Genomic DNA, 25,183 nt, shown 5'->3' with positions numbered 1-25,183 from the left:
GCAAACATGGCTAACCGTATCGTTCAATTCAAGATCTACCGCTACGACCCCGACAAGGATGCCGCGCCCTACATGCAGGACATCTCGGTCGAGCTGGACCCGTCGGACCGCAAGCTGCTCGATGCGCTGACCAAGCTGAAGGCGAAGGATGACTCGATGTCCTACCGCCGTTCCTGCCGCGAAGGCGTGTGTGGATCCGACGCGATGAACATCAATGGCAAGAACGGTCTGGCCTGCCTGACCGACATCGACAGCCTGGCGCAGCCGATCACGCTGCGTCCGCTGCCGGGCCTGCCGGTCATCCGCGACCTGATCGTTGACATGACGCAGTTCTTCAAGCAGTACCACTCGATCAAGCCCTACGTGGTCAACAACACGCCGGCGCCCGAGAAGGAACGCCTGCAGTCGCCGGATGAGCGCGAAGAGCTCAATGGCCTGTACGAGTGCATCCTGTGCGCCTGCTGCTCGACGAGCTGCCCCAGCTTCTGGTGGAACCCGGACAAGTTCGTTGGTCCCGCCGGCCTGCTGGCGGCGTATCGCTTCATTGCAGACACCCGCGACGAAGCGACCAACGAGCGTCTGGACAACCTGGAAGATCCGTACCGCCTGTTCCGCTGCCACACGATCATGAACTGCGTGGATGTGTGCCCCAAGCACCTGAATCCCACCAAGGCGATTGGCAAGATCAAGGAACTGATGCTGTCGCGCGCTGTTTGAGTTAGATGCCCGCACCCGTGCCCCCATGGGTGCGGCAGACAAAGGAATGTGATGTACGAGTTGCGTGAAAAAGTGAAGTGGCGGGCCCGGCGCGGCCTGCTGGAGTTGGACCTGTTTTTCACGCGCTACCTGAACACCCGGCTGGAGGGACTCGACACCGCCCAGTTGGAAGCCTTGCTGGACTTGCTGACCTGTGATGATCACGAGCTGTGGGCCATGGTGAGCGGCAAGCAGGAATGTGAAGTCGAGAAATGGAAAGCCGTGGTGGCAGAACTCCGCGCGAGTGGCCCCGAATTGCCCCAGCTTGCAGCAACCCAGTCAACGGAAGGGAAAATTGGTATGACGACCCAAAAGACCGCGACGCTGACCTTCAACGGTCAGTCCCATGAGTTTCCGGTGCTCTCCGGCACCGTCGGCCCCGATGTCATCGACATCCGCTCGCTCTACGCGAAGACCGGCGCCTTCACCTTCGATCCCGGCTTCATGTCGACGGCGGCCTGTAAGTCGTCCATCACCTATATCGATGGGGACAAGGGCGAGCTGCTGTATCGCGGTTATCCCATCGAGCAGTTGGCGGTGCATTGCGACTACCTCGAGGTCTGCTACCTGCTGAAGAACGGCGAGCTGCCGAACAAGACGGAATACGACGCCTTTGCCAAGACCGTGCGCGAGCACACCATGGTGCACGAGCAACTGACGCGCCTGTACCAGGGTTTCCGTCGCGACGCGCACCCGATGTCCATTCTGGTGGGCGTGGTCGGCGCGCTGTCGGCCTACTACCAGGACTCGCTGGACATCAACAATCCGGATCACCGCTACATCGCGGCGACCCGCCTGATCGCCAAGATGCCCACGATCACCGCGATGGCCTACAAGTACACGGTCGGCCAGCCCTTCATGTTCCCGCGCAACGACCTCGATTACGCGTCGAACTTCCTGCACATGATGTTCGCCACGCCCTGCGAGAAGTACGAGCCGAACCCGGTGCTGGCACGCGCACTGGACCGCATCCTGATCCTGCACGCCGATCACGAACAGAACGCTTCCACCTCGACCGTGCGTCTGTCCGGCTCCTCCGGTGCCAACCCCTTCGCCTGTATCGCGGCCGGTATCGCCTGCCTGTGGGGTCCGGCGCACGGTGGTGCCAACGAGGCCTGCCTGGTCATGCTGGACGACATCATGAAGCAGGGTGGCGTGGCCAAGATCGGTGAGTTCATCGACAAGGTCAAGGACAAGAACTCCAGCGTCAAGCTGATGGGCTTCGGTCACCGCGTCTACAAGAACTACGACCCGCGTGCCAAGCTGATGCGCGAAACCTGCCACGAAGTGCTCAGCGAGCTGGGTCTGGAAAACGACCCGATGTTCAAGCTCGCCATGGAGCTGGAGAAGATCGCACTGGAAGACGAGTACTTTGTGTCCCGCAAGCTGTATCCGAACGTCGACTTCTACTCGGGCATCGTGCAGAAGGCCATGGGTATCCCCGTGTCCCTGTTCACCGGCATCTTCGCCATGGCCCGCACCATCGGCTGGATCGCCCAGTGGCACGAAATGATCGGCGACCCCGAGCAGAAGATCGGCCGCCCGCGTCAGCTCTTCACCGGCGCCACGACCCGTGAAGTTAAGCCGATGGCCCTGCGCGACAAGGCCTGAGGACAGCAGCCCCGGCGCCGGGCCTAACCCGGCGCCACCCCTAAAGAGATCCGGCAAACAAGCCCCTGATCACACACTCATCACACCCGCTACAGGTGATCCACATGATGAATCAGTACCTCACCAACTCCTATCTGTTCGGCGGCAATGCGCCGTTCGTGGAGGAGATCTACGAGGCCTACCTCGCCAATCCGGCGAGCGTGGACGAACAATGGCGCGAATACTTCGACGCCTTGCAGAACATGCCCGGCAACACCCGCGACGTGGCCCATGCTCCCGTCGTGGCCTCTTTCGCCCAGATGGCGAAGCAGAGCAAGTTCGCCGTGGCGGCGACCGGCGTGGCCGACAAGCGCCAGGTCGGCGTGCTGCAGATGATCAATGCCTACCGCTTCCTGGGTAACCGCTGGGCGCAGATCGACCCGCTGAAGCGCCAGGAGCGCCCCTCGATCGCCGAACTGGAGCCCTCGCACTATGGCTTCACCGAAGCTGACCTGTCGGCACCGTTCAACATTGGCTCCTTCCAGTTCCAGCAGAATCCGCAGGCGACCCTGCGCGAGATCCTGGAAGCCGCACGTCAGACCTATTGCGGCACGATCGGCGTCGAGTACATGTACATCGCCGACATTAACCAGAAGCGCTGGATCCAGTCCAAGCTGGAGCCGATCCGCGCCACGCCCAGCTTCGACAACGAGACCAAGAAGCGCATTCTGGGCCGTCTGACCGCCGCCGAGACGCTGGAGAAGTACCTGCATACCAAGTACGTTGGCCAGAAGCGCTTCTCGCTGGAAGGTGGCGAATCGGCCATCGTCGCGATGGATGTGGCGATCAATACGGCCGGTGCGCTGGGCGCGCAGGAAGTGACCATCGGTATGGCTCACCGCGGCCGCCTGAACGTACTGGTCAACACCCTGGGCAAGAGCCCGGCCTCACTGTTCTCCGAGTTCGAAGGCAAGCACGCCGACGACCTGTCGGCCGGTGACGTGAAGTACCACATGGGCTTCTCGTCCGACGTTGCAACGCCTGGCGGCCCGGTCCACCTGACCCTGGCCTTCAACCCCTCGCACCTGGAAATCGTCAATCCGGTGGTGCAGGGTTCTGTCTACGCGCGCCAGCAACGGCGTGGCGGTGAGGCGGCCAAGAAGCAGGTCATTCCGGTACTGATCCACGGTGACGCCGCCGTCGCCGGCCAGGGCATCAACCAGGAAATCCTGAACTTCTCGCAGACGCGCGGTTACGGCGTCGGCGGCACGGTGCACATTGTCATCAACAACCAGATTGGTTTCACCACCTCCGATCCGCGTGATTCGCGTTCCTCGATCTACTGCACCGACATCTTCAAGATGGCCGAGGCGCCGATCTTCCACGTTAATGGCGATGATCCGGAAGCCGTGGCACTGGTAACGCAACTGGCGGTCGAGTTCCGCCAGACCTTCCACAAGGACGTCGTCATCGACCTGCTGTGCTTCCGCAAACTGGGCCACAACGAGCAGGACGAGCCGATGGTGACCCAGCCGCTGATGTACAAGAAGATCGCAGCCCACCCCGGCACCCGCAAGGTGTATGCCGACAAACTGGTGGGCCAGGGCGTGTGCACGCCGGACGAACCGGACGCCATCATCGCCGACTACCGCGAACACCTGGATCGTGGCGAGCTGCTGTACAACCCGGTGCTGTCGGGTCATACGCGCAAGTTCGCTTCCGACTGGTCGCCCTTCATCAAGAAGCCCTACACCGACGAAGCCGACACCACCGTGCCCTTGGCTGAGCTGAAGCGCCTCTCCAAGCGTCTGACCGCGCTGCCCGAAGGCTTCACCCTGCACTCGCGCGTGTCCAACATCGTCGAAGCCCGCAAGGCCATGGGCGAAGGTACTCAGCCGCTGGATTGGGGCATGGCCGAGAACCTGGCGTACGCTTCTCTGGTTGCGCAAGGTTATGGCATTCGCATCTCTGGCCAGGACGTGGGCCGTGGCACCTTCTTCCACCGCCATGCCGTGCTGCACGATCAGAATCGCGAGCGTTGGGACGCCGGCAACTACATTCCTCTGCAGAACATTCAGGAGGGTCAGGCGCCGTTCCAGGTGATCGACTCCGTACTGTCGGAGTCCGGCGTGCTGGGCTTCGAGTACGGCTACGCCACTGCGGAGCCGAACCAACTCGTGATCTGGGAAGCCCAGTTCGGCGACTTCGGCAACTGCGCCCAGGTCGTGGTTGACCAGTTCATCAGCTCGGGCGAAGCGAAGTGGGGCCGCCTGTCCGGTATCACCATGCTGCTGCCGCACGGTTACGAAGGTCAGGGCCCTGAGCACTCCTCGGGTCGCCTGGAGCGTTACATGCAGTTGTGCGCCGAGAACAACTGGCAGGTGTGCGTGCCGTCCTCGCCGTCGCAGATCTTCCACCTGCTGCGCCGCCAGATGGTGCGCAACCTGCGCAAGCCCTTGGTGGTGATGACCCCCAAGTCCCTGCTGCGCCACAAGGACGCGATCTCCACCTTGGACGAACTGGCCAGCGGCACCTTCCAGACCGTGATTGGCGAGGTCGACAAGCTGGAGGCCAAGAAGGTCAAGCGCGTGGTGCTGTGCAGCGGCAAGATCTACTACGAACTGCTCGCCGAGCGCCGTGCCAAGGAGATCAAGGACACGGCCATCGTGCGCATCGAGCAGTTGTATCCCTTCCCCAACGAAGCCTTCGCGCACGAGTTGGCCAAGTACCCCAACGCGAAGGATGTGGTGTGGTGCCAGGAAGAACCGCGCAACCAGGGCGCCTGGTACTGGATCGTGTCGCGTCAGCACCTGGCCCGTTCGCTGGGCAAGGAGCACAAGCTGCACCTGGTCAGTCGTCCGGCTTCTGCCTCGCCGGCAGTGGGTTACTACGCCAAGCACAACCAGCAGCAGAAGGCCGTCATCGAAGGTGCGTTCGGCGCACTGGGCCAGGAACAGGCTCCCGAGCAATAAGGCCTAGGTCACGGAAAGAACTCTGAGGAATATCGAAAAATGATCATCGAAGTCAAAGTCCCGCAGTTGTCCGAGTCCGTCTCGGAAGCTTCGCTCGTCAAGTGGCATGCCAAGGAGGGGGAGGCCGTCAAGCGCGACCAGAACCTGATCGACATCGAGACCGACAAGGTGGTGCTCGAGACGCCCGCACCGGCCGACGGCGTGCTGCTCAAGATCATCAAGGGCAACGGTTCGTCGGTGACCAGCCACGAGCTGATCGCGCAGATCGACACTGAAGCCAAGGCCGGCGCCGCTGCCCCGGCTGCTGAAGCCGCCCCGGCCGCGGCTGCACCGGCTGCTGCCGCCAAGGCGGGTGCCACCGCGGGTCCGGCCGCACGCAAGATCCTGGCCGAGAAGGGCATCGACCCCGCTTCGGCGCAGGGCTCTGGTCCTGGTGGCCGCGTGACCAAGGCCGACGCGCTGGGCGTGGCCGCCAAGCCGGTGGCCGGCAGCAGCGTGTCCGCTCCCGCCGTGGTGCCGGTTGCCGTGGGCACTGCTCAGCCGCTGCCGCAACCGCCTGCACCGGTCGCCATCGAGAATGTGTTGGCTGATCGCCCCGAGCAGCGCGTGCCGATGAGCCGCCTGCGTGCGCGCGTTGCCGAGCGCCTGCTGCAGTCGCAGGCCACCAACGCCATCCTGACCACCTTCAACGAAGTGAACATGGCCCCGGTCATGGAGCTGCGCAAGAAGTACCAGGAGAAGTTCGAGAAGGAGCACGGCGTCAAACTGGGCTTCATGTCCTTCTTCGTGAAGGCCGCCGTGGCCGCACTCAAGAAGTACCCGGTGCTGAACGCCTCGGTGGATGGCAATGACATCGTCTATCACGGCTACTTCGACATCGGTATCGCCGTCGGTTCGCCTCGCGGCCTGGTGGTTCCCATCCTGCGCAATGCCGACCAGATGAGTCTGGCCGACATCGAGAAGAAGATTGCCGAATACGGCGCCAAGGCGCGCGACGGCAAGCTCAGCATCGAAGAGCTCACCGGTGGCACCTTCTCGATTTCCAACGGGGGCATCTTCGGCTCCATGCTGTCGACGCCCATCATCAACCCGCCGCAGTCGGCCATCCTGGGCATCCACGCCACCAAGGACCGTCCGGTGGTTGAGAATGGTCAGATCGTGATCCGTCCGATCAACTACCTTGCGATGTCATACGACCACCGCATCATCGACGGCCGCGAGGCCGTGCTGGGCCTGGTGACGATGAAGGAAGCGCTGGAAGACCCGTCGCGACTGCTGCTGGAAATCTGATGAGTGAAGGGAGAAGGAGGAAGGGAGAAGGGTGTGCGAACACCTGCGGCCTTCCTCCTCCTCCCGCTGAACTAATGATGTCGAAGGCGAGTGGGGCCGACCCTTCCCCCTTCTCCCTTCCCCCTTCCCGGGAACAGATATGAGTAAAGAATTCGACGTCGTCGTGATTGGTGGTGGCCCCGCCGGATATGTCGCTGCCATCCGCGCAGCGCAGCTCGGTCTCAACACGGCTTGCTGCGAGTCCGAAGCCTATGCCGATCCTAAGGGCGAGCCGCGACTGGGAGGCACCTGCCTCAACGTGGGTTGCATCCCGTCCAAGGCGCTGCTGCACTCCTCGGAGCTGTACGACCAGGCCACGCACTCGTTCATCATGCACGGCATCAAGGCCGAGGGCGTGAGCATCGACGTACCCTCGATGATCAAGCGCAAGGACAACATCGTCACCCAACTGGTCAGCGGCATCAAAAGCCTGTTCAAGAAGTACAAGGTCAGCTTCATCCCTGGCCATGGCAGCTTCGTCGGTCAGGTCGATGGTGGTAAGTGGCAAGTCAAGGTCGGGGAAGAGATTGTCACCACCACGCACGTGATCGTGGCGACCGGTTCCAATGCACGCCACCTGCCTGGCATTGAGGTCGATCAGAAACTGATTCTCGACAACGCGGGCGCACTGGACATCAACGACGTGCCCAAGCGCCTCGGCGTGATCGGTGCCGGCGTGATCGGTCTCGAAATGGGTTCGGTGTGGAAGCGCCTGGGCTCCGAGGTCACCATCCTCGAAGCCGTGCCCGACTTCCTGGCCGCCGCCGATCAGGCCGTCGCCAAGGAGGCCTGGAAGGTGTTCACCTCCAAGCAAGGCCTCAAGATCAATCTGGGCGTGCAGATCAAGGAAGTCGCCGCCAAGAAGAATTCCGTCGTCATCAAGTACGAGAATGACGAAGGCGAGCAGACGCTGGAAGTCGACAAGCTGATCGTGGCCGTTGGCCGCGTGCCCAACACCAACGGCCTGAATGCAGCCGCCGTGGGCTTGGGGATCGACGCCCGCGGGCGCATCGAGGTCGATGAGTTCTGCGCCACCAACCTGCCCAACGTGTGGGCGGTAGGCGACGTGGTGCCGGGCCCGATGCTGGCGCACAAGGGCATGGAAGAGGGCGTCATGGTGGCCGAGCGCATCGTTGGCCAGGCGACCAGCATCAACCACGACACCATTCCCTGGGTCATCTACACGCATCCGGAAATTGCCTGGGTTGGCAAGACCGAGCAAGAGCTCAAGGCGGCCAACATTCCGTACAAGCCGGGTCAGATCCCCTTCCTCGCCAACGGCCGCGCACTGGGGCAGGGCGACACTACCGGCTTCGTGAAGGTGCTGGCGCATGCCGAGACTGACCAGATCCTGGGCGTGCATGTGATTGGCACCAGCGCGTCCGAGCTGATCGCCGAGGCCGTAGTGGCCATGGAGTTTGGCGCTTCGGCGGAAGACATCGCGCGTACCTGTCACGCCCACCCGACGCTGTCGGAAGCGCTGCACGAAGCGGCGCTGGCGGTGGACAAGCGCTCGCTCCATTTCTAAGCAGTCGTAGTCGGGGCCAGGCTTGGCGCGCGGTGAAGACCGTGCGCCGACTCTGGCCCCTCGCATTTCCGGGACCGAAGTCATGACGGCGCATTCCATCCTCAACGTTCCCGAGCACGGTGTGCGCGATGCCTACCGTTCCTTGCTCGCCACCCGCGGCTACAAGGCCGACGCGGCTCAGCGTAAGGCCATCGACCGCCTGCAGACGCTCTACACCGAATTGCTGGATTTCAAGGCGCGGCGCCGGACTTCGCTGCGCAAGCTCTTCATCCATCCCGAACTGCCGCGCAGCGTGTACCTGTGGGGTGGCGTGGGGCGCGGCAAGAGCTTCATCATGGATTGCTTCTTCGACGCCGTGCCTTACAAGCGCAAGCGCCGGGTGCACTTCCATGCCTTCATGCAGTCGGTGCATGAGCAACTGCGCGCACACAAGGATCAGGAGGATCCGCTGGGCCACGTCGCGGATGTCATCGCTACTCAGACGCGCCTGCTGTGCTTCGACGAATTCCACGTTTCCGACATCGCCGACGCGATGATTCTGGGGCGCTTGCTGCAGGCCCTGTTCGAGCGCGGTGTGGTGTTCGTGATGACTTCCAACTACCCGCCGGATGGCTTGTATCCCAACGGCCTGCAGCGTCACAACTTCATTCCAACCATCGACTTGATGAAGCTGCGCTTCGACGTGCTCGAGGTGGATGACGGAACGGACTATCGCTTGCGCTCGCTGGAGCGGATGAACATCTTCCTCACTCCACTGGGGGAAGAAACGGACGACGATCTCGCCACGCATTTCGGCCAGATTGCGGGTGCAGTCGGCCGTTCCGGTGAGATTGAGGTGCTCGGGCGCAAGCTCAAGGCGCGTCGTCTCGCGCCTGGCGTCGTGTGGTTTGATTTCGAGGTCTTGTGTGGCGGTCCGCGCTCGCAGAACGACTACCTGGAGATTGCCCGCGAGCACCACACGCTGTTGCTGTCCAACGTGCCACAGATGAGTCGCGAGCAGGGCAACGAGGCGCGTCGCTTCACCTGGCTCGTCGACGTGCTCTACGACGCGCGGGTTAAACTGATTCTCAGTGCCGAGGTGGAGGCCCCGGAGCTCTACCGCGAGGGGCCCAATGCGCAGGAATTTCCGCGGACCGTCTCGCGCCTCATCGAGATGCGCTCGCGCGAATACCTCGCCGAAGCACACCGGCCGCAGTAGGGCGGGGGCAGCGAGCGCTCAGTCGCCAGCTACGTCCTCAGACTCATCGGTTCTGGTGTCCGGCCGGGGAGAGAGGGCCGGCTGGGCCATGCGCAAGTCCGCGATATAGCTGACCGGGCCCGTATGCTGGCTACGGACGGGAGAGGGATTTAGGGGTACGCAGACGCCAATGTTCATGCTGCTCTCCATCGGATTTTGGGGGCGGGGAAGGGTGTGTGCATTGCAGCATCGAACGCTTACAGCCGTCTTACGCAGGGAAGGCCAGCGGCTTCCCCTCATCGGCAGATTGCCGTGCAAGCAGGCTGGCCTCGGTGACGGCCAGGCTGTCCTCCAGGCTGATCAAACAGTTTCCCCTGCCCTCGCATTGCGCGAGAAAGTCCGCGAAGATCGAGCGCGGCGCGGGCAGGGCCAGGTTCGTACTGCTGGTCTGGCCATCTGCATCCAGCAAGGCCACGCCATGCCGCACCTCCAGCACGCCGCGCGTCCCGACCACGCGTACGCGATCGTCGCCATGTGTCGGTGCCGTCGCAGGACGTAGATAGTCCAGATTGACCTGCGCCAGTACCTCCTGCTCCATTCGGAACTGGCATTGCGCGGTCACTTCCAGCTCCCCCAACCCCTGGTTGCAGCGCGAGGACTGCTGCGCGGATACCGACAGGAAGGACAGGCCACCCGACAGCCAGCGCACCCAGTCGATCGCGTGGCTGCCCACCCACGGAATGGTGCCGCCGTAGCGCGAACGCTCCATGAAGAAGGCCGGCCGCTTGCCCAGCCTGTAGGACTTCTGCGCATTGAGCATGCGTACTTCACCGATGCGTCCGTCGCGGATAGCCGCGTGGGCGGCAAGAAAGGCCGGGTGGTAGCGGATACCGAACATCGCGGCGAAGTGTAGCGGCCGTTGGCTCAGCGCCTGGCGGAGCGACGCCAGCTCGGCCAGTTCGGTAGCGACCGGCTTTTCACTGAACACATGAATCCCGCGCGCGATGCAGGCCAGGCTGATCCGGGCAGCGTCGCCGAAGTGCGGATTCACTGCCACCACATCGGGTTGCAGCGCATCGAGCATTGTCTGCCAGTCGGCATACTCTGGAGCGGCAAAGCCAGCGGCCTGCAGCGCTTCGCGCAGCTTGGCCAGATCCTCGCCCGGCGAGCCCGGGGCGAAACCCATCAGCCGGGCAACACTCAGCCCTTCCAGCACATAGCGGTAGTGCCCGCTCCCACCAATGATGCAAACCTTCATGCCGAATCCCGCCAAGCCAATCCTTAGCATAGATTATCCCCAGCGCCCCCAAGGGTTTGCTAGGACTTTCCCAGCCTTGGAGACAGGAAGGTTCTGTCACGTTCCAGAAACGAAAAGGGCCAGTGCCTAAGCACTGACCCTTGTGAATTCTGGCTCCTCGACCTGGGCTCGAACCAGGGACCTACGGATTAACAGTCCGGCGCTCTACCGACTGAGCTATCGAGGAACAGAGACCAAGATTGTAGATACGATACTCAAATGTGTCAACACGAAAGTGCGTGCTGATAGCCTGCGCGGCCGGTCGCGGGAGCGCCGACTGTCACGGACAGGCGCTATCTGCAAGGCAATCGGTTACATTCAGGTTTCCGGAACACTTACTCGGATCGCGTCATGTTCAGTGCTGCTGCCGTCAGGCATCTTGTTGCGGGTTTTCTGGTCCTGTGTTCGCTGGCGGGCGGTGCTCGGGCGCAAGAGGCTGAAAGTTGGCTGGGCCTGCCTGTGACCTACAAGAGCCGCAGCTACGCCTTCTCGCCGTGGCCGGCGATCGAGGTGCGCGAGCTCAAGGTGGCGACAGCCACGCCCATCCTGATCAACAAGGCGTTCGTAACGCCGGACTGGGGGGACTGGATTACCGAGTTCAAGACCCAGCGCGTGCGGATCCAGGCCAGCCAGGTGACGGCCACGCCGGAGGCCTTGCTGCGCCTGTCCTTCATTGATGGACGCTCGTCACGCAAGGTGACGGCGCTGCGTTTCGAGGGCTTGAACCTCATCGTGGGTGGCATGACGCTGCCCTTGCCCAAGGGCGAGATGGATTTCGCGCCCGACGGAACCTTGGCGCACGTGAAGATTGCTCTGGACCAGGGACTGAACCTTGATATTTCGCCGGCTGGTGGCAAGCTGACCGTGCTGCTGCAGGCGAGCTCCTGGCGGTGGTCCGGAATGCCGCTGTTCCTGTGGGAAAGCCTGGTCCTGCAGGGCGAGCTGACTGGTGATGCGCTGACCTTCGACAAGATGGGCGGCAATTCTGATGGCGGCACGGTGCGCGGGCTGCTGCGCTTCGCTTTCACCGAGAAGATGGTCGATCTGGGCGGCGAGTTGAAGCTCGACAATATGCGGGCCACGTCGATGATCGGGCGGATATTTCCGCGTCATACGGTACAGGGCCATCTGAGCGGTATTTTCAAGCTGACTGCGCAGGGTACTTCAGCGGCCGAGCTGGCCAGCAGCACGGCGGTGGCCGGAACCTACACGATCAAGGACGGCGCGATCGATCGTTTCGGCCTGCTGGAGGGCTTGCGCAAGGGAGGGGGCGGGGCTGCCGGCGGTGGCCTGACCCGTTTCGAGACCTTGGTCGGCTCCATCAAGGGGCAGGCCGGGCAGGGGTGGGTGGTTGGGATTCAACGTCTGGATGCGGGCGCTCTTCAGGGTTCGGGTAGCGTGAACGTCGGTGTGGATGGCAAGCTCAAGGGCTACTTCTCCGGCAGCATGCGCTTGCCCGGCGGAGAAACGAGTTCGCGCGGTTTCAGCGTGACCGGTGCGGTTGAGGCGCCGACCCTGATGATCCCCAACTGAGCCGCCGCTGTTATGCTCCTGGGCAAATCTGGGAGTGGTGGATATGGAGTCGGCCCAAGTGTTTTTGGTGACCTGCCTGTGTGCAGAGTGGTGTGGCACTTGCCGGGAGTACCGGCCGTCCTTCGAGGCGCTGCGTGCGCGCTTTCCGCAAGCTGGCTTTTTGTGGGTGGACGTTGAGGACGAGCCCGAACTGGCTGGCGACGTGGACGTGGAGAATTTCCCGACCCTGGTGGTGCAGCGCGATCAGCATGTGTTGTTCTGCGGGCCGATGCTGCCGCAGGTTTCGCTCCTGGAACGCATGCTGGAATCCCTGCTCGAAATGGATGCCGAAAGCGCAGCACGTTTCGCCACGGGAACGGCGGAGCGGGCAAACTGGCAGGGCGTTGCCGATATCCGGGCCCGTCTGGCCGAACGGAACTGAGCAGGGCGCGATACCGGGGATTTAGTTAGACGGTGGGGTCGCGGTATCGCATAGAGAAAAGGGGCGCCATGGCGCCCCTTTTCTATTGCAGGTGAGGGCCTGCGCTTATTCGACCTTGGCCTTGGAGACCAGGGCACCGATGTGCTCAGCTACGACCTTTTGCTGCAAAGTCTGGCGGATGCGGTCCTTGACCTCGTCGAACTTGGGCGGTTCGAACTTGCGGGTGTCCTCGACCAGTACGACGTGGAAGCCGAACTGCGACTTGACCGGAGTCTGCGTGAACTGGCCCTTGTCGAGCTTGGCCAGTTCGTTACCGAAGGGCAGGCTGCTCAGGCGGCCCCAGCCGAGGTCACCGCCGGAGTCCTTGGTGCCTTCGTCCTTCGACTGCTTGGCCAGTTCTTCGAAACGGCCACCCGCCTGCAGCTTCTTGATGATGGCGGTGGCTTCGTCTTCGGTCGTGGTCTGGATGTGGCGCAGCTTGTACTCACGATCGCCGGCTTCCTTGACCTGCTTGTCGTACTCGGCGCGCACCTGGGCGTCGGTGACCGGATGGGTCTTGACCCAGTCGTCGAGGTACATGCCGATCAGTACGTTCTGGCGTGCGATGTCCTGGCGAGCGGTGACGGCGGACTTCTTGTCGAAGCCCTGCTTGCGTGCCTCTTGCGCGATCACTTCACGACGCACCAACTCCTCGCGGATGGCGCGCTTGAGCATGTCGTTGTTCGGTGCGCCCTGGGCGGTCTGCTCGCTGGCGAGGATCTCCGCGTAGGCGGCCGGGATGCTGGTGCCGTTGACCTTGGCGACCGGCTTGTTGGCGTCGCTCTGAGCCAGGACCGGCGACAGCAGGGTGGCGGCGAGCAGGGACGCCAGCAGCGGGAGCTTGATGTTCATTGTCTTCCTTGGTTGTTGAAAGGGGCGTTCAGGCCTGGGTGGCCTGGGCCGCATGTTCGTCCGGTGTGCGGGCGCTCATGCTCAGGGCGTGGATCGGACCCTGCATGAGCTCGCCCAGTGCGTCGAGCACGGCACGCTGACGGGCAAGCCGCGATTGTGCCGCAAAACGTGCAGAGACGATCAGCAGGTGGTAGTGGCCGCCGCCACCTGCGGAACCGGCGTGGCCGGCATGCAGGTGGGAGTCGTCGCGTACTTCCAGCAGGCTGGGCTCCAGCGCGGCGAGGCGGTTGCGGATCAGCGTCGGGGTGTCCATCAAGGCTCCTTGCCCTGGTCTTGCATGTAGCGCGACATGAACAGGGCCTGTGCCAGCACGAACAGGAACATCAGGCCCATGCCGCCGAAGAGTTTGAAGTTGACCCAGGCGTCTTCCGAGAAACCATAGGCGACGATCAGGTTGAGGCCGCCCATCAGGGCCAGGAAGGCCACCCAGGCGAGGTTGAGGCGGGCCCAGGCGATCTCGGGCAGGCTCACCTGTCCCTCCAGCGCCTTGCGGATCAGGTTGCGACCGAAGGCGAGGCTGGAAATGGCCAGCGCGCCGGCCATCGCCCAGTAGAGGATGGTCGGTTTCCACTTGATGAAGGTGGGGTTGTGCAGCAACAGTGTCAGACCGCCAAACACGATGACGATGGCAGCGCTGACCCACAGCATGGGCTCGATGCGCTTCATCACCAGCTTGGCGATCACCAGTTGCAGCACGGTGGCCACGATGGCCGTACCGGTCGCAACGTAAATATCGGCGAACTTGTAGGCGCCGAAGAAGAGCAGGACGGGGAACAGATCGAACAGGAATTTCATGGGGGCCGATTATAGGGCTGTCGCGGGTCTGGCGTTAGAGCGGCAGACGCAGGCGGGCGTTCAATCCACCTCCCGGTCGCGCTTCCAGGCGGAGTTCTCCGCCGTGCAGGCGGGCGATGCGGTCGACGATGGCGAGCCCCAGACCGGACCCGCTGGCATTGGTGCGGGCTGCTTCCAGGCGGGTGAAGGGACGCTTGAGGCGCTCCACCTCGTCTTCCGGGATGCCGGGACCGCGGTCGGCCACGAGCAGGTCCAACCCCTGTGCGTGGGTTTCCACCGACAGTTCCACCGGCCCCTCCGGCGGGCCGTAGCGCAGGGCGTTCTCGATCAGGTTGGACAGTGCCCGGCGCAGCGCCAGCGGGCGGATCGTCAGGCTGGTCTCGGTACCTGCATGCAGGCGTACGCGCTCGATCCTGCGGTTGAACGGGGCCGCCGCGCTGGCCAATAGTTCGTCCAGCCGGTTTTGCGTGGCGGGCTCGCTGTCCAGGTCGCGGGCGAAATCGAGGAACTGGCGGATGATGCGGTCCATCTCTTCGATGTCACCGGCCATCGCCTCGACGTCCTCCGATGCGGCCCCCGACATTTCGATGCCCAGGCGCAGACGGGCCAGTGGCGTTTTGAGGTCGTGCGAGATGCCGGCCAGGATCAGGGCGCGGTCCGATTCGAGCTGAGCCAGATCGTTGGACATCTGGTTGAAGGCCTGGGCCAGGGTGGTCAGTTCCTCGGCGCCGTCCTCGCGCACCCGTACCCCCACCTCGCCACGGCCAATGGCGCGGGCGGCGCGCTCCAGGCGCTTGAGCGGGCGGGTGACGCCGAACACGATCAGGTAGGCGCCAATCAGTGCCAGCAGGATGGCGGCAATCCCCCAGCCTATCCAGCTCACTGCCGCCGCGTGCCGGAAGCGCTCCTGCGGCAGCATGACCCAGTATTCGTCGTCGGATATCTCAGGATCGACGCGGAAGCTCACGTAAATGCCAGGCTGGCCTTGAAGCTCGGCGGCAAGGCGTGTGCTGGCGCCCAGGCGCTGGCGCAGCTCTGCGCTGACCGCGCGGGTAAAGCGGTCCTCCTCGATGAGGACGGCGCCGTCATCGGGTTCGGCCGGATAGATGTGGATGCCTTCCTGTCGGCTGAGGTCGCGCAGCAGAGCAATGCGGCGGTCGATGTCGGAGGCGAGCAGGGCCGAGCGGGTCAGGTTCACCACGCTGGCGACCAGTTGGGCCGAGTAGCGCGCCCGCTCGGCCTGGCCGTAAAGGCTGAACAGCATGAACCAGGCCGAGATCGACAGGGTCAGGAGCAGCGCAATGAGGGCGAAACTACGCCACAGCAGAGTGCGCGGCCAGCGCAGGCGAGGCCGCATATCTTCAGGCCTCGCGGGCGGCGCGCGCTTCGTCAGGCACGAATACGTAGCCGAAGCCCCACACGGTCTGGATGTAGCGCGGCTTGGACGCCTCGTCCTCCACCAGCTTGCGCAGGCGCGAGATCTGCACGTCAATGGAGCGGTCGAACACGCCATATTCGCGGCCGCGCGCCAGTTCCATCAACTTGTCGCGCGACAGCGGCTGGCGCGGGTGCTGCACCAGCACCTTGAGCAAGGCGAACTCGCCGGTGGTCAGCGGCAGCTCCTTGCCCTCGCGCGTGAGCTGGCGCGTGGCGAGGTTGAAGCAGAGGCTGCCGAAGCGCACCTCCTCGTCATCCTCGGCCGGGGCGCCGGGCAGGCTGCGCGGGCGGCGGCGCAGCACGGCATTGATCCGGGCCACCAGTTCGCGCGGGTTGAAGGGCTTGGGCAGGTAGTCATCGGCACCGATCTCCAGGCCGATGATGCGGTCCACATCCTCGGCGCGCGCGGTCAGCATCACGATCGGCAGGTTGTTGCCTGCACCGCGCAGGCGACGGCAGATCGAGAGGCCGTCCTCACCTGGCAGCATCAGGTCCAGCACCATCAGGTCGAAATGCTCGCGGCTCAGCGCGCGGTCCATCTGGCCAGCGTCGATCACGGTCTTCACGGCGAAGCCCTGCTCGTCGAGGTAGCGGTCGAGCAGGCTGCGCAGGCGGGCATCGTCATCGACGACGAGAATGCGGTAACGTTCCTTGGTATCCATGCGTCCATCCTAAGCGCAAGGCGCGCGAATGTCAGCGTGCCACCCGCGCGGCGGGCGGCGCTATCGTAAGAAGAAGTGTCGGCAGCCGGCGATGTTTACAACTGCTTACAGAATGAGGGCCGAATTCCACACACCGGCGCGCCAGGCGCGCCACTATTGGAGCGTGGCCGCAGGGTGCGGCAGAGAAAGTCCAGCGTGCGAGCAGTCCGGTTCCTGATCCTGTGTTGCCTGGGGGCGATGAGCGCCGGGCTGGCGTACGCCCAGCCGCCGCATGGGCCGGCGCCGCACGAGGAGCGCCCGGCGATGACGCCGGAGCAGGAGGCCCGCCTGCAGGCGCGGCGTGAGCGCCTGCGTCTGTTGCGCGAAGAGATGATGCGCGATATGCGCGGCGCCGAAGGCATGCCGCCGCCGCAGTTGTACCCGGCGCCGGACGGCCGGGGCGAGGGGCCGCGCCGGCGCGCCGGGTGGACCGAGGAGGGGCAGCCGCCGCGAGCGGACCGGCCGCCGCCGCGCCCGCCGCAGCCCGAGGCCGCACCGGGGGATGAGCGTGCGCGCGAAGCCGGTCAGCCGCGCCGCCTGAGCCCGGAGGAACGCAAGCAGTTGCGCCGCCAGATGCGCGATGCGGCGCGCGAGGTGTACGGCGAATAGAACCCGGCGGGGAGAGGGGGCGACATGACGCGTTGCGTGAAGGCAGTATGTTTGCTCGCGCTGGCGGTGACTCACTGGACGGCGCTGGCCGCCAGCATGGGGCCGGAGGAGGCCCGTCACCTGCTGAGCCGCAGCGGCTTCGGCGCCACCCCGGCCGAAATCGTCGAGTTCGCAGCGCTGACGCGCGTTGAAGCGGTGGATCGCCTGCTCGCGGCGACCCGCAGCAGCCCGCTCACCCCCTTGCCCGCGCGCGTGACGGACAGCCCCATCCTGCTCGCTCGCGAGCTCACCCAGCCTGAGCGTCAGGCCTATGACCGCGACCAGCGCCTGCGCAGCGACGAGATGCGTGCGTGGTGGATCGGCGAGATGCTGAGCACGCCTTCGCCGCTGACCGAGCGGATGACGCTGTTCTGGCACAACCATTTCGTCTCGGGGCAGCAGAAGGTCAAACACCTGGCCCTGATGCGCGACCAGAACCTGCTGCTGCGCAGCCATGCCACCGGCAATTTCGCGGCCTTGCTGCACGCGGTGTCCAAAGACCCGGCGATGCTCCTTTACCTGGATGCTGCCGCCAACCGCCGGGGCAAGCCCAATGAGAACTTCGCGCGCGAGGTGATGGAGCTGTTCACGCTGGGCGAAGGGCACTACAGTGAGGCCGATATCCAGGAAGCGGCGCGTGCCTTCACCGGCTGGAGCCTGGACACGCAGCGCTGGCAGTTCGTCTTCCGCCGCGCCCAGCACGATGCGGGTGAAAAGCGCATCCTCGGACGCAGCGGACGTTTCGACGGTGATGATGTGCTCGACCTCCTGCTGGCTCAGGACCACACCGCGCGTTTCATCGTGGGCAAACTGTGGCGCGAGTTTGTTTCGCCTCAGCCGGATTCCGCAGAAGTGGAACGCCTCGCGGTCCTCTTCCGTGAGCAGGGCTACGCGATCAAGCCGGTGCTGCGCGAACTGTTGTTGAGCGAGGCTTTCTGGCAGCGGGAGGCGCGTGGCAGCCTGGTCAAGTCGCCGGTCGAGCTGGTCGTCGGCAGCCTGCATACCCTGCAGGGCGAGGTGCCGGACCCACTGCCGCTGACGCGCACCTTGCGCGCGCTCGGGCAAGACCTGCTGGCGCCACCCAATGTGCGCGGCTGGCCGGGGCAGGACGCCTGGATCAACACCACGACCTTGCTCACCCGCAAGCAGTTTCTCGATCGGATCGCGCGCACCGAGACATCTACCATGCGTCCTGCCGCGCCTCCCGCGCCGGACATGGGCGGGATGCTGGACGAGCAGGCGCGCCAGCGTCAGCGCATCCAGGCCGCAGAACCGCTGCTGCGCGCCGACCTTGGCGGCTGGCGCGATACGGTGCTGCGCAGCGGGCTGACACCAGCTGCCGTCTTGCTCAGCGTGGCGCCGGTGCAGGCGAGCCTGGGTGACAGTGCGCGGGCCCTGCTGCAAGACCCGGCCTATCAGGTCAAGTGAGGAGGCACGGATGAGCCGACGCGATTTCCTGCTGCAGATGGGCGCTGCCAGCCTGCTGGCCTGGCGTCCTGGACTGTCGATGGCGATGGCGCCAGCGCCGCGTCTTGGGCGGCTCCTGGTGCTGGTCGAGCTGAAGGGGGGCAACGACAGCCTCAACACCGTGGTGCCCTTCCGCGACCCGGCTTACAAGGCGGCACGCCCCCGGCTCGCCCTGCCGGACAGCGAACTGATTCCCGTGGGCGACGCGGTGGCCTTGCATGCTGCGCTGTCGCCCTTGATGCCGCTGTGGGAGCGTGGCCAGCTTGCCATCGTCCAGGGTCTGGGTTATCCGCAGCCGAATCTCTCGCATTTCCGTTCCATCGAAATCTGGGACACCGCGTCGCGCAGCGACGAGTACCTGGAGGCGGGCTGGCTCAGCCGCAGCTTCCAGCGCTGGCCGCTGCCACCAGCGATGGCGGCCGATGCGCTGGTGCTGGGCTCGGCCGATCTGGGGCCGGTCGCGGGTGGAGCACGTGCGATCACCCTGGACGCGGGCGGCAACTTCGAGCGCCAGGCGCGCCTGGCCAAGGAGGCTCAGCGCGCTGGTGGCGGCGCGCTGGCGCATGTGCTGAAGGTGGAGGGGGACGTGCTGCACGCGGCGCGTTCGCTGGCGCCCGGGCGTCCTCTGCAGACGAGCTTCCCGAACACGGAGTTTGGCCGCAACTGCCGTCTCGCCTGCGAGACCCTGGCACGCACGCCGGGTGTGGGGGCGATCCGCCTGAGCCTGGGCGGCTTCGACACGCACCAGAACCAGCTCGGCACCCAGGCCAACCTGCTGCGCCAACTGGCGGAGGGGCTGCACAGCCTGTACGCCGGGCTGAACGAGCTGGGACGCTGGGATGACAGCCTGATCATGACTTACGCCGAGTTCGGCCGCCGCGTGCGCGAGAACGACAGCGGCGGCACCGATCATGGCACCGCCGCTTCGCACTTCGTGCTGGGCGGGCAGGTGCGCGGCGGGCTGCACGGCCGCATGCCCAGCCTCGAAGACCTGGACGAAGGCGGAAACCTGCGCCATCACGTGGATTTCCGCCGGCTCTACGCCACCGTGCTGGAGCGCTGGTGGGGCATCGCCGACAGCCGCACGGTGCTGGGCGGCCGTTTTGCCCCCCTGGCGCTGGTCTGAGACGGGGCGAGCGGTCATAATCCGCCGCTCTCCCATTCAGACAACGGACGACAGATCATGGCGGACTCCATCACCACGGCCTCGGGCCTCATCTACGAAGACAGCGTGCTCGGCACCGGCGCCGAAGCCAAGTCCGGCCGCACGGTGGTCGTGCACTACACCGGCTGGTTGACCGACGGCAGCAAGTTCGACTCCAGCAAGGACCGTAACGAACCTTTCTCCTTTCCGCTCGGCAAGCGCTACGTGATCACCGGCTGGGACGAAGGCGTGCAGGGCATGAAGGTGGGCGGCACGCGCAAGCTGACCATTCCGCCCGAGCTGGGCTATGGCGCACGCGGCGCGGGCGGCGTGATTCCGCCGAATGCCACGCTGGTGTTCGAGGTGGAGTTGCTGGACGTGCAGTGAGCCGTCCGCAATAGCTGGCCGGAAGACGACAAGGGCACCCGCGTGGTGCCCTTTTGTTTTCTGGCCGTGCTCACATTCGCCGTATAGGATGATGCTGTGGTGCAGCATTCATTCCGCTCAACGTTTGATACACGGAGGACGACATGGCTGGCAAGGCGAAGGCACGCAGGGCATTGATCATCAGCGGTGGGGCGCCCAACGCGACCCTGGTCGGCGGGGCGCTGGAGGCGGTGGTCGATCTGGGCCTGGAGTTCGACGTGATCAGCATGGCGGGTGCCGGCGCACTGCTGGGCCTGATGTACTGCGCGCCGAAGAACGGTGACCCGGTGGCGACCTTGCGCGGGCTGACCGAACTGGGGATCGCCGACCCGCTCTACGACGTATTTCCGGTCAACTACAAGGTTTTCAACAAGCCCGGCATGCTGGCCGACACCTATCGCCAGATGCTGGCCGGCAACCCCCTGGTGCAGCGCGTGATGCAATGGCCGGCGCAGGACCCGGTGAGCCAGCTCACCAAGGACAGCCTGGAACTCGCCTGGGCCACCCTGTGCCCCAGCGATCTGAGTGACAACTCCCTGGGCCTGTGCGCCCATGTGCCCTTTGCCGAGCAGATCATCGATTTCGAGAAGATTCCGCAGGTCAAACCGGCGCTGTACATCAACGCCTACAACCTCAGTACGCACGAGATGCGGAATTTCGAGAAGCACGAGCTCAGCAACAAGCACCTGCAGGCCGCGCTGTCCTTCCCCTTCCTGTATCCGCCCACGCAGCTTGAAGACGGTTACTACATCGAGGGGGCGGCCATCGACTGCCTCAACTTCAAGGGGCTGATGAAAAACCATCCCGACCTGGAAGAGATCGTGGTGTTCGACATCCTGGGGGTGGAGAAGCTGCTGCGTCCGCCGCGTGATCTGTACGACGCCTGGGTCATGTCCATCATCACGCCACTGGTCGAGATCGCACGCGACGACATCAAGCTCTTCGAGGCGAAGCACAAGCCGGAAGGGCTCGCGCTGCACAAGGTTCCCCTGCTCAAAGACATCCCGGCGGAGCGGCTGGAGAAAGTCTTTGACTGGTCGCGTTCCAACCTGTCCTACCTCTACGACCTGGGCTACAAGAACGCGCGCACCTATCTCTCTGCGCTCAAGTAGCGCGGATCAGTCGTGACAGGATCGCGAGGCCACGTGTCATGGCCTCGGGCGTGGCGTGACTGTAGTTCAGGCGCAGGCTGTCGGCCGCGATCGGCTGGGCGGGGTAGAAGGCCTCGCCCGGCATGAACGCCACGCCCTCGGCCAGCGCCCGGTCCAGCAGTGCGCGGTCGGCGCGACCCGAGTGCAGGCGAACCCAGAAGAAGAGCCCGCCCTGCGGGATCGACCATTCCGCGATGTCGCCGAGCTGGGCCAGCAAGGCCGCCTGCATGGCATCGCGGCGCACCCGGTAGCCCGCGATCAGGCGCGCCAGATCCGCCTCGCGCTGGGCGCTCCGCAGCCATTCCGCCACGGCGATCTGTCCGGGGCGCTGGGTGTGCAGGTCATTGGCCTGCTTGAGCTTGAGCAGGTGGGGCATGAGGATCGGCGAGGCGGCGAGGTAGCCGATGCGCAGGCCTGGCCACAGGATCTTGGAGAAGCTGCCGAGGTACACCCATTGGGCGCGTTCCAGGTAGCTGCTGATCGCCCGCATCGGGTGGCTGACATCGAGACGGATGCTGCGATAGGGATCGTCCTCGATCAGCGTGCAGGCGTAGCGATCCAGCAGCGCGGCGACAGCCTGGCGGCGCTCCGCCGAGTAGCACAGGCCGCTTGGGTTCTGGAAGCTGGGCACGAGGTACAGCGCCCGTGCGCCGCCCTCGCGCAGGGCAGCCTCCAGCGTGTCGAGCGCGATGCCTTCGGCGTCCAGCGGCAGGGGGCGGACGCGCGCGCCGAAGAGCTGGAACACCTGCAGGGCCGCCAGATAGGTCGGCGCCTCGACCAGCAGCGTGCTGCCAGGGTCGATGAGCAGCTTGGCGCACAGATCGAGGCCTTGCTGCGAACCGGCCAGGGCCAGCACTTGTGAGGGGGTGACCGTCAGCCCGGCGTGGCCGATCCACTCGGCCACCGCTTCGCGGAAGGCCGGCTCTCCCTCGCTGGCGCCGTATTGGTACAGTGCGCGCTGCGTCAGCGCGGCCACCGGCAACTCGGGCATCAAGTCCGGCGCCGGCAAGCCACCGGCGAAGGAGATCATGCCGGGGCGGGTGGCGGCGGCCAGGATTTCGCGCACCAGCGAGGGCTGGAGGTCGGCCATGCGGTGGGCGAGTGCGGGCTGCGGATGGTCTGCGACGGTGGACATGGCAGGTATTTAGTTGGTCATGTATGTTGACCAATATTGGAAGCCAGGAAATATAAAGTCAACATGATTGACCAAAAAGACAAGCACGACCCGGCAAATCATGCGGAAGCCGGCCCCGACGCCTTGTTCGAGGCCATCGAGCTGTTCCACTTCGCGTTCCGCGCCTTCACCGCCTTGCCCGATGCGATCCTGGCCGAGCGTGGCCTGGGCCGCCTGCATCACCGCGTGCTGTATTTCGTGGCGCGTCGTCCGGGGCAGCGGGTGAGTGATCTGCTGGCGACCCTGGGCATCAGCAAACAGGCACTGCATGCGCCGCTGCGCCAACTGGTGGAGGAGGGCCTGGTGGCCATGCGCCCGGCCGAGGACGATGGTCGCGCGCGTTGTCTGAGCCTCACGCCCGACGGCGCGGCGCTGGAGGCGCGCTTGTCGGCGGCGCAGCGGCAACTGCTGGCGACGGTATTCGCGGAGCAGGGCGGCGGCGCGGAGCAGGGCTGGCGAACCGTGATGGCCTCCCTGGCTGCGTCGCAACGGCCGGGCTGACGCGTACCGCGGCCCCGAGTCTGGTCAACAGACTGCCGCATTGCGGTATCTCCTCCTTGCGATTCGCCCGACCTGACCAATAATTCCAGTTCACCTGACTGAAAAGGGGCCGCTCATGGCCGTGACCCAACAGGTAGCGGGGCGTTGTTTCCTCCGGCATCCCGTCGACATTCCCATCGAGATCTGTGCCGAAGGCGTTCGCCAACGTGCCTCGCGCCGCATGAAGGACGTCAGCCTCGGTGGCCTTGCTTGCCGTTCTGAGCGAGCGCTGGAGGTGGGTGCGGTGGTGCTGGTGGGCATTGATCTGGTTCGACCGCCCTTCCGTGCCGAGGGTACGGTCGTGTGGTGCCGTCGGCATGGTCAGTATTTCGAAGTGGGCCTGCGGTTCCTGCATGCGGATGACGCCTTCGCCGCCCGCATGGTCGAGCAGGTGTGTCATATCGAGCATTACCGCAACGAGGTCTTGCGAGTGGAAGGCCGCGTGCTGGATGGCGAGGCCGCCGCGATCGAGTGGATCACCCGTTTCGCTGCTGAATTCCCCGGCCTGGACGCCTATCGCGGTTCGCATTGAGGCGGGGGTCCGCGGGCGGCATTAAAATGCCCGCATGGCCCAGGAAAAACTTCCCGTCACCCCCGCCGTGCGCGCGCTGCGCGCTGCCGGGGTGAGCTTCACCGATCATCCCTATACCTACGAAGAACGCGGCGGCACAGCGGTCAGTGCGCGCGAGTTGGCCGTGGACGAGCATGCCGTGATCAAGACTTTGGTCATGGAAGATGAGGCAAAACGGCCTCTGATCGTGCTGATGCACGGTGACCGCGAGGTGTCGACGAAGAATCTCGCGCGCCACATCGGCTGCAAGACCATCGTGCCCTGCGCGCCCGAGGTGGCGAACCGGCATTCCGGTTACATGGTGGGGGGCACCAGTCCCTTCGGCACGCGCAAGGCGATGCCGGTCTATGTGGAGAAGAGCATCCTGGAACTGCCACGCATCTACATCAACGGCGGACGGCGTGGCTATCTCGTGGGGCTGGCGCCGCAGGCGATCGTAGACCTGCTGAAGCCTGTTCTGGTCGAGGTGGCGGTGTCCGCCTGAAGTCTTTCGCGCACGCAGGGGAACCGAATGCGCTGCCGGCGCGTCAGTGTCGGCATGACCAGACGGAGTGCCGCCCATGCGCTGGATCGGAAGCCTGCTGCTGTGCCTGTTGTCGACTGCCGCGCTGGCCAGCGAAGCCGCCTGGCAGGCCTTGCGCGAAGGGGGCGTCGTCGTCCTGTTCCGCCATGCGCAGACCGAGCCGGGCGTGGGCGACCCAGCGGGTTTTCGGCTGGATGACTGCGCCAGCCAACGCCAGCTCTCGGCCCAGGGGCGTCAGCAGGCGCAGCGCCTGGGCGAGCGCTTCAGGGCTGCAGGCGTGCAGCCGGTCGCGCTCTTCAGCAGCGCTTGGTGCCGGGCGCGCGATACCGCCCGGTTAGCTTTCCCGGACCTCCCTGTCCAGCACTTGCCCGGGCTCGACTCCTTCTTTGACGAACCTGCACAGCGCGCCGAGCGTGTGGCAGGCATGCGGGCTGCTCTGCGCACGATTGCGTCGGGTGGCGTCACGGTATGGGTCAGTCACCAGGTCAACATCTCCGCCCTGAGCGGCGAGTACCCCTCGATGGGAGAAGGCTTCGTACTGCGTCCAGAGGGCGAAGGCTTCCGCCTCATCGGCCGGCTTCCGGCGGAGGGCGGATAGGTGGAGGCGCCACTGGCGATCGGGGGCGAGTTGGCCGTGTGGTTGCGGACCAGTCTGGCCTATCCGGTACTGGAAACCTTCCACCTGATGGGGCTGGCCACGCTTTTTGGCAGCGTGCTGGTGGTCGACCTGCGCCTGCTCGGCCTGATGCGCGGGCTCGACCTCGCCCTGCTAGCGCGTGGCGTGCTGCCGTGGACCGTGCTGGGCTTCCTGTTGGCTGCCTTGACCGGCCTGACCATGTTCTTTGCCCGTGCCGGCGAACTGATCGGCAACCCGTACTTCATCGCCAAGATGGGACTGGTGATCCTGGCCGGTTGCAATGCCGGCTTCCTGCATGCTCGCGGGCCGCTCGGCGAAGACGGGCTGAGCCGCCTGCAGGCTGTGCTGTCCATGGTGATCTGGTTGGCCGTGATTTTCTGCGGCCGTTGGATCGCCTATTTCTGAGGAGAACAAC

At 64.8% G+C, this 25,183-nt stretch carries 25 protein-coding genes and 1 tRNA gene; 18 read left to right on the top strand and 8 right to left on the bottom strand.

Features of this window, described 5'->3' with window-relative positions; translation table 11 throughout:
• The first annotated feature begins 6 nt into the window (after positions 1–6).
• From NMB43_RS11095 to zapE, 6 genes are all read left to right on the top strand, one after another.
• Complete coding sequence (locus tag NMB43_RS11095) at positions 7–717, top strand: succinate dehydrogenase iron-sulfur subunit (RefSeq protein WP_494348223.1); 711 nt, start codon at positions 7–9, stop codon at positions 715–717.
• A gap of 51 nt (positions 718–768) precedes the next feature.
• Positions 769–2,367 (top strand): citrate synthase, encoded by a 1,599-nt coding sequence (gltA, locus tag NMB43_RS11090; RefSeq protein ID WP_494348222.1) that lies wholly within the window; start codon positions 769–771, stop codon positions 2,365–2,367.
• 107 nt (positions 2,368–2,474) lie between these two features.
• The gene (locus NMB43_RS11085; protein WP_494352136.1) at positions 2,475–5,318 is read left to right on the top strand and encodes a 2-oxoglutarate dehydrogenase E1 component; all 2,844 of its coding nucleotides are present in this window, start codon (positions 2,475–2,477) and stop codon (positions 5,316–5,318) included.
• A 39-nt stretch (positions 5,319–5,357) separates the two neighbouring features.
• Entirely contained in the window at positions 5,358–6,608 is a 1,251-nt protein-coding gene (odhB, locus tag NMB43_RS11080; protein WP_494348221.1) for a 2-oxoglutarate dehydrogenase complex dihydrolipoyllysine-residue succinyltransferase, read from the top strand.
• 139 nt (positions 6,609–6,747) lie between these two features.
• On the top strand, positions 6,748–8,175 hold the full coding sequence (lpdA, locus tag NMB43_RS11075; protein ID WP_494348220.1) for a dihydrolipoyl dehydrogenase: 1,428 nt from the start codon (positions 6,748–6,750) through the stop codon (positions 8,173–8,175).
• Between the two features lie 82 nt (positions 8,176–8,257).
• Positions 8,258–9,373 (top strand): cell division protein ZapE, encoded by a 1,116-nt coding sequence (gene zapE, locus NMB43_RS11070; RefSeq protein WP_494348219.1) that lies wholly within the window; start codon positions 8,258–8,260, stop codon positions 9,371–9,373.
• A 247-nt stretch (positions 9,374–9,620) separates the two neighbouring features.
• Here the strand turns inward: zapE and NMB43_RS11065 are convergent, their stop codons facing one another.
• Together NMB43_RS11065 and NMB43_RS11060 are read right to left on the bottom strand one after the other, a co-directional pair.
• Positions 9,621–10,610: a Gfo/Idh/MocA family protein gene (locus NMB43_RS11065; protein ID WP_494348218.1), complete on the bottom strand. Its 990-nt coding sequence runs from the start codon at positions 10,608–10,610 to the stop codon at positions 9,621–9,623.
• A 150-nt stretch (positions 10,611–10,760) separates the two neighbouring features.
• Positions 10,761–10,836: transfer RNA gene (locus tag NMB43_RS11060), tRNA-Asn, on the bottom strand.
• A gap of 272 nt (positions 10,837–11,108) precedes the next feature.
• Between NMB43_RS11060 and NMB43_RS11055 the strand changes: the two genes are divergently transcribed.
• Positions 11,109–12,182: an AsmA family protein gene (locus NMB43_RS11055; protein WP_494348217.1), complete on the top strand. Its 1,074-nt coding sequence runs from the start codon at positions 11,109–11,111 to the stop codon at positions 12,180–12,182.
• A 43-nt stretch (positions 12,183–12,225) separates the two neighbouring features.
• The gene (locus NMB43_RS11050; protein WP_494348216.1) at positions 12,226–12,603 is read left to right on the top strand and encodes a thioredoxin family protein; all 378 of its coding nucleotides are present in this window, start codon (positions 12,226–12,228) and stop codon (positions 12,601–12,603) included.
• Positions 12,604–12,708: 105 nt separating this feature from the next.
• On the opposite strand, the gene NMB43_RS11045 is transcribed toward NMB43_RS11050, so the two are convergent.
• Genes NMB43_RS11045 through ompR form a run of 5 tightly spaced genes read right to left on the bottom strand, consistent with a single transcriptional unit; the run spans position 12,709 to position 16,448 of the window.
• The gene (locus NMB43_RS11045) at positions 12,709–13,494 is read right to left on the bottom strand and encodes a peptidyl-prolyl cis-trans isomerase (protein WP_494348215.1); all 786 of its coding nucleotides are present in this window, start codon (positions 13,492–13,494) and stop codon (positions 12,709–12,711) included.
• 28 nt (positions 13,495–13,522) lie between these two features.
• Positions 13,523–13,807 (bottom strand): BolA family protein, encoded by a 285-nt coding sequence (locus tag NMB43_RS11040; RefSeq protein WP_494348214.1) that lies wholly within the window; start codon positions 13,805–13,807, stop codon positions 13,523–13,525.
• Complete coding sequence (locus NMB43_RS11035; protein WP_494348213.1) at positions 13,807–14,349, bottom strand: septation protein A; 543 nt, start codon at positions 14,347–14,349, stop codon at positions 13,807–13,809. Before NMB43_RS11035 ends, NMB43_RS11040 begins: the two co-directional genes overlap by 1 nt.
• 34 nt (positions 14,350–14,383) lie before the next feature.
• Positions 14,384–15,706 (bottom strand): ATP-binding protein, encoded by a 1,323-nt coding sequence (locus NMB43_RS11030; RefSeq protein WP_494348212.1) that lies wholly within the window; start codon positions 15,704–15,706, stop codon positions 14,384–14,386.
• A gap of 4 nt (positions 15,707–15,710) precedes the next feature.
• Positions 15,711–16,448, bottom strand: coding sequence for an osmolarity response regulator transcription factor OmpR (gene ompR / locus NMB43_RS11025; RefSeq protein WP_494348211.1), 738 nt, complete (start codon positions 16,446–16,448; stop codon positions 15,711–15,713).
• 195 nt (positions 16,449–16,643) lie between these two features.
• On the opposite strand from ompR, the gene NMB43_RS11020 reads away from it, so the two are divergent.
• The 5 genes from NMB43_RS11020 to NMB43_RS11000 all read left to right on the top strand — a co-directional run bounded on the left by NMB43_RS11020 (position 16,644) and on the right by NMB43_RS11000 (position 21,284).
• Entirely contained in the window at positions 16,644–17,096 is a 453-nt protein-coding gene (locus NMB43_RS11020; RefSeq protein WP_494348210.1) for a hypothetical protein, read from the top strand.
• A gap of 24 nt (positions 17,097–17,120) precedes the next feature.
• Positions 17,121–18,563 (top strand): DUF1800 domain-containing protein, encoded by a 1,443-nt coding sequence (locus NMB43_RS11015; RefSeq protein ID WP_494348209.1) that lies wholly within the window; start codon positions 17,121–17,123, stop codon positions 18,561–18,563.
• 10 nt (positions 18,564–18,573) lie between these two features.
• Positions 18,574–19,728, top strand: coding sequence for a DUF1501 domain-containing protein (locus NMB43_RS11010; protein WP_494348208.1), 1,155 nt, complete (start codon positions 18,574–18,576; stop codon positions 19,726–19,728).
• 57 nt (positions 19,729–19,785) lie between these two features.
• Complete coding sequence (locus NMB43_RS11005) at positions 19,786–20,133, top strand: FKBP-type peptidyl-prolyl cis-trans isomerase (protein WP_494348207.1); 348 nt, start codon at positions 19,786–19,788, stop codon at positions 20,131–20,133.
• A 143-nt stretch (positions 20,134–20,276) separates the two neighbouring features.
• The gene (locus tag NMB43_RS11000; RefSeq protein ID WP_494348206.1) at positions 20,277–21,284 is read left to right on the top strand and encodes a patatin-like phospholipase family protein; all 1,008 of its coding nucleotides are present in this window, start codon (positions 20,277–20,279) and stop codon (positions 21,282–21,284) included.
• On the opposite strand, the gene NMB43_RS10995 is transcribed toward NMB43_RS11000, so the two are convergent.
• Complete coding sequence (locus NMB43_RS10995) at positions 21,277–22,458, bottom strand: aminotransferase-like domain-containing protein (protein ID WP_494348205.1); 1,182 nt, start codon at positions 22,456–22,458, stop codon at positions 21,277–21,279. The genes NMB43_RS11000 and NMB43_RS10995 overlap by 8 nt on opposite strands.
• Positions 22,459–22,521: 63 nt before the next feature.
• On the opposite strand from NMB43_RS10995, the gene NMB43_RS10990 reads away from it, so the two are divergent.
• From NMB43_RS10990 to NMB43_RS10970, 5 genes are all read left to right on the top strand, one after another.
• Positions 22,522–22,998, top strand: a complete 477-nt coding sequence (locus NMB43_RS10990) for a MarR family winged helix-turn-helix transcriptional regulator (protein WP_494348204.1) — start codon at positions 22,522–22,524, stop codon at positions 22,996–22,998.
• Between the two features lie 115 nt (positions 22,999–23,113).
• Complete coding sequence (locus tag NMB43_RS10985) at positions 23,114–23,569, top strand: PilZ domain-containing protein (protein ID WP_494348203.1); 456 nt, start codon at positions 23,114–23,116, stop codon at positions 23,567–23,569.
• A gap of 34 nt (positions 23,570–23,603) precedes the next feature.
• Complete coding sequence (ybaK, locus tag NMB43_RS10980; protein ID WP_494348202.1) at positions 23,604–24,092, top strand: Cys-tRNA(Pro) deacylase; 489 nt, start codon at positions 23,604–23,606, stop codon at positions 24,090–24,092.
• A gap of 76 nt (positions 24,093–24,168) precedes the next feature.
• Entirely contained in the window at positions 24,169–24,729 is a 561-nt protein-coding gene (locus tag NMB43_RS10975; RefSeq protein ID WP_494348201.1) for a histidine phosphatase family protein, read from the top strand.
• The gene (locus tag NMB43_RS10970) at positions 24,730–25,173 is read left to right on the top strand and encodes a DUF6644 family protein (RefSeq protein WP_494348200.1); all 444 of its coding nucleotides are present in this window, start codon (positions 24,730–24,732) and stop codon (positions 25,171–25,173) included.
• The last annotated feature ends 10 nt before the right edge of the window (positions 25,174–25,183 follow it).

Source organism: Uliginosibacterium sangjuense (genome assembly GCF_059132465.1).
Note: the sequence above shows the minus strand (reverse complement) of the source record. Positions and strands in the feature narration are given on the sequence as shown.

Bases quoted from the DNA above. Each gene is read 5' to 3' on its own strand.
- NMB43_RS11095 (WP_494348223.1), top strand. From the start codon at position 7: ATGGCTAACCGTATCGTTCAATTCAAGATCTACCGCTACGACCCCGAC.
- gltA (WP_494348222.1), top strand. From the start codon at position 769: ATGTACGAGTTGCGTGAAAAAGTGAAGTGGCGGGCCCGGCGCGGCCTG.
- NMB43_RS11085 (WP_494352136.1), top strand. From the start codon at position 2,475: ATGAATCAGTACCTCACCAACTCCTATCTGTTCGGCGGCAATGCGCCG.
- odhB (WP_494348221.1), top strand. From the start codon at position 5,358: ATGATCATCGAAGTCAAAGTCCCGCAGTTGTCCGAGTCCGTCTCGGAA.
- lpdA (WP_494348220.1), top strand. From the start codon at position 6,748: ATGAGTAAAGAATTCGACGTCGTCGTGATTGGTGGTGGCCCCGCCGGA.
- zapE (WP_494348219.1), top strand. From the start codon at position 8,258: ATGACGGCGCATTCCATCCTCAACGTTCCCGAGCACGGTGTGCGCGAT.
- NMB43_RS11065 (WP_494348218.1), bottom strand. From the start codon at position 10,610: ATGAAGGTTTGCATCATTGGTGGGAGCGGGCACTACCGCTATGTGCTG.
- NMB43_RS11050 (WP_494348216.1), top strand. From the start codon at position 12,226: ATGGAGTCGGCCCAAGTGTTTTTGGTGACCTGCCTGTGTGCAGAGTGG.
- NMB43_RS11045 (WP_494348215.1), bottom strand. From the start codon at position 13,494: ATGAACATCAAGCTCCCGCTGCTGGCGTCCCTGCTCGCCGCCACCCTG.
- NMB43_RS11040 (WP_494348214.1), bottom strand. From the start codon at position 13,807: ATGGACACCCCGACGCTGATCCGCAACCGCCTCGCCGCGCTGGAGCCC.
- NMB43_RS11035 (WP_494348213.1), bottom strand. From the start codon at position 14,349: ATGAAATTCCTGTTCGATCTGTTCCCCGTCCTGCTCTTCTTCGGCGCC.
- NMB43_RS11030 (WP_494348212.1), bottom strand. From the start codon at position 15,706: ATGCGGCCTCGCCTGCGCTGGCCGCGCACTCTGCTGTGGCGTAGTTTC.
- ompR (WP_494348211.1), bottom strand. From the start codon at position 16,448: ATGGATACCAAGGAACGTTACCGCATTCTCGTCGTCGATGACGATGCC.
- NMB43_RS11015 (WP_494348209.1), top strand. From the start codon at position 17,121: ATGACGCGTTGCGTGAAGGCAGTATGTTTGCTCGCGCTGGCGGTGACT.
- NMB43_RS11010 (WP_494348208.1), top strand. From the start codon at position 18,574: ATGAGCCGACGCGATTTCCTGCTGCAGATGGGCGCTGCCAGCCTGCTG.
- NMB43_RS11005 (WP_494348207.1), top strand. From the start codon at position 19,786: ATGGCGGACTCCATCACCACGGCCTCGGGCCTCATCTACGAAGACAGC.
- NMB43_RS11000 (WP_494348206.1), top strand. From the start codon at position 20,277: ATGGCTGGCAAGGCGAAGGCACGCAGGGCATTGATCATCAGCGGTGGG.
- NMB43_RS10995 (WP_494348205.1), bottom strand. From the start codon at position 22,458: ATGTCCACCGTCGCAGACCATCCGCAGCCCGCACTCGCCCACCGCATG.
- NMB43_RS10990 (WP_494348204.1), top strand. From the start codon at position 22,522: ATGATTGACCAAAAAGACAAGCACGACCCGGCAAATCATGCGGAAGCC.
- NMB43_RS10985 (WP_494348203.1), top strand. From the start codon at position 23,114: ATGGCCGTGACCCAACAGGTAGCGGGGCGTTGTTTCCTCCGGCATCCC.
- ybaK (WP_494348202.1), top strand. From the start codon at position 23,604: ATGGCCCAGGAAAAACTTCCCGTCACCCCCGCCGTGCGCGCGCTGCGC.
- NMB43_RS10975 (WP_494348201.1), top strand. From the start codon at position 24,169: ATGCGCTGGATCGGAAGCCTGCTGCTGTGCCTGTTGTCGACTGCCGCG.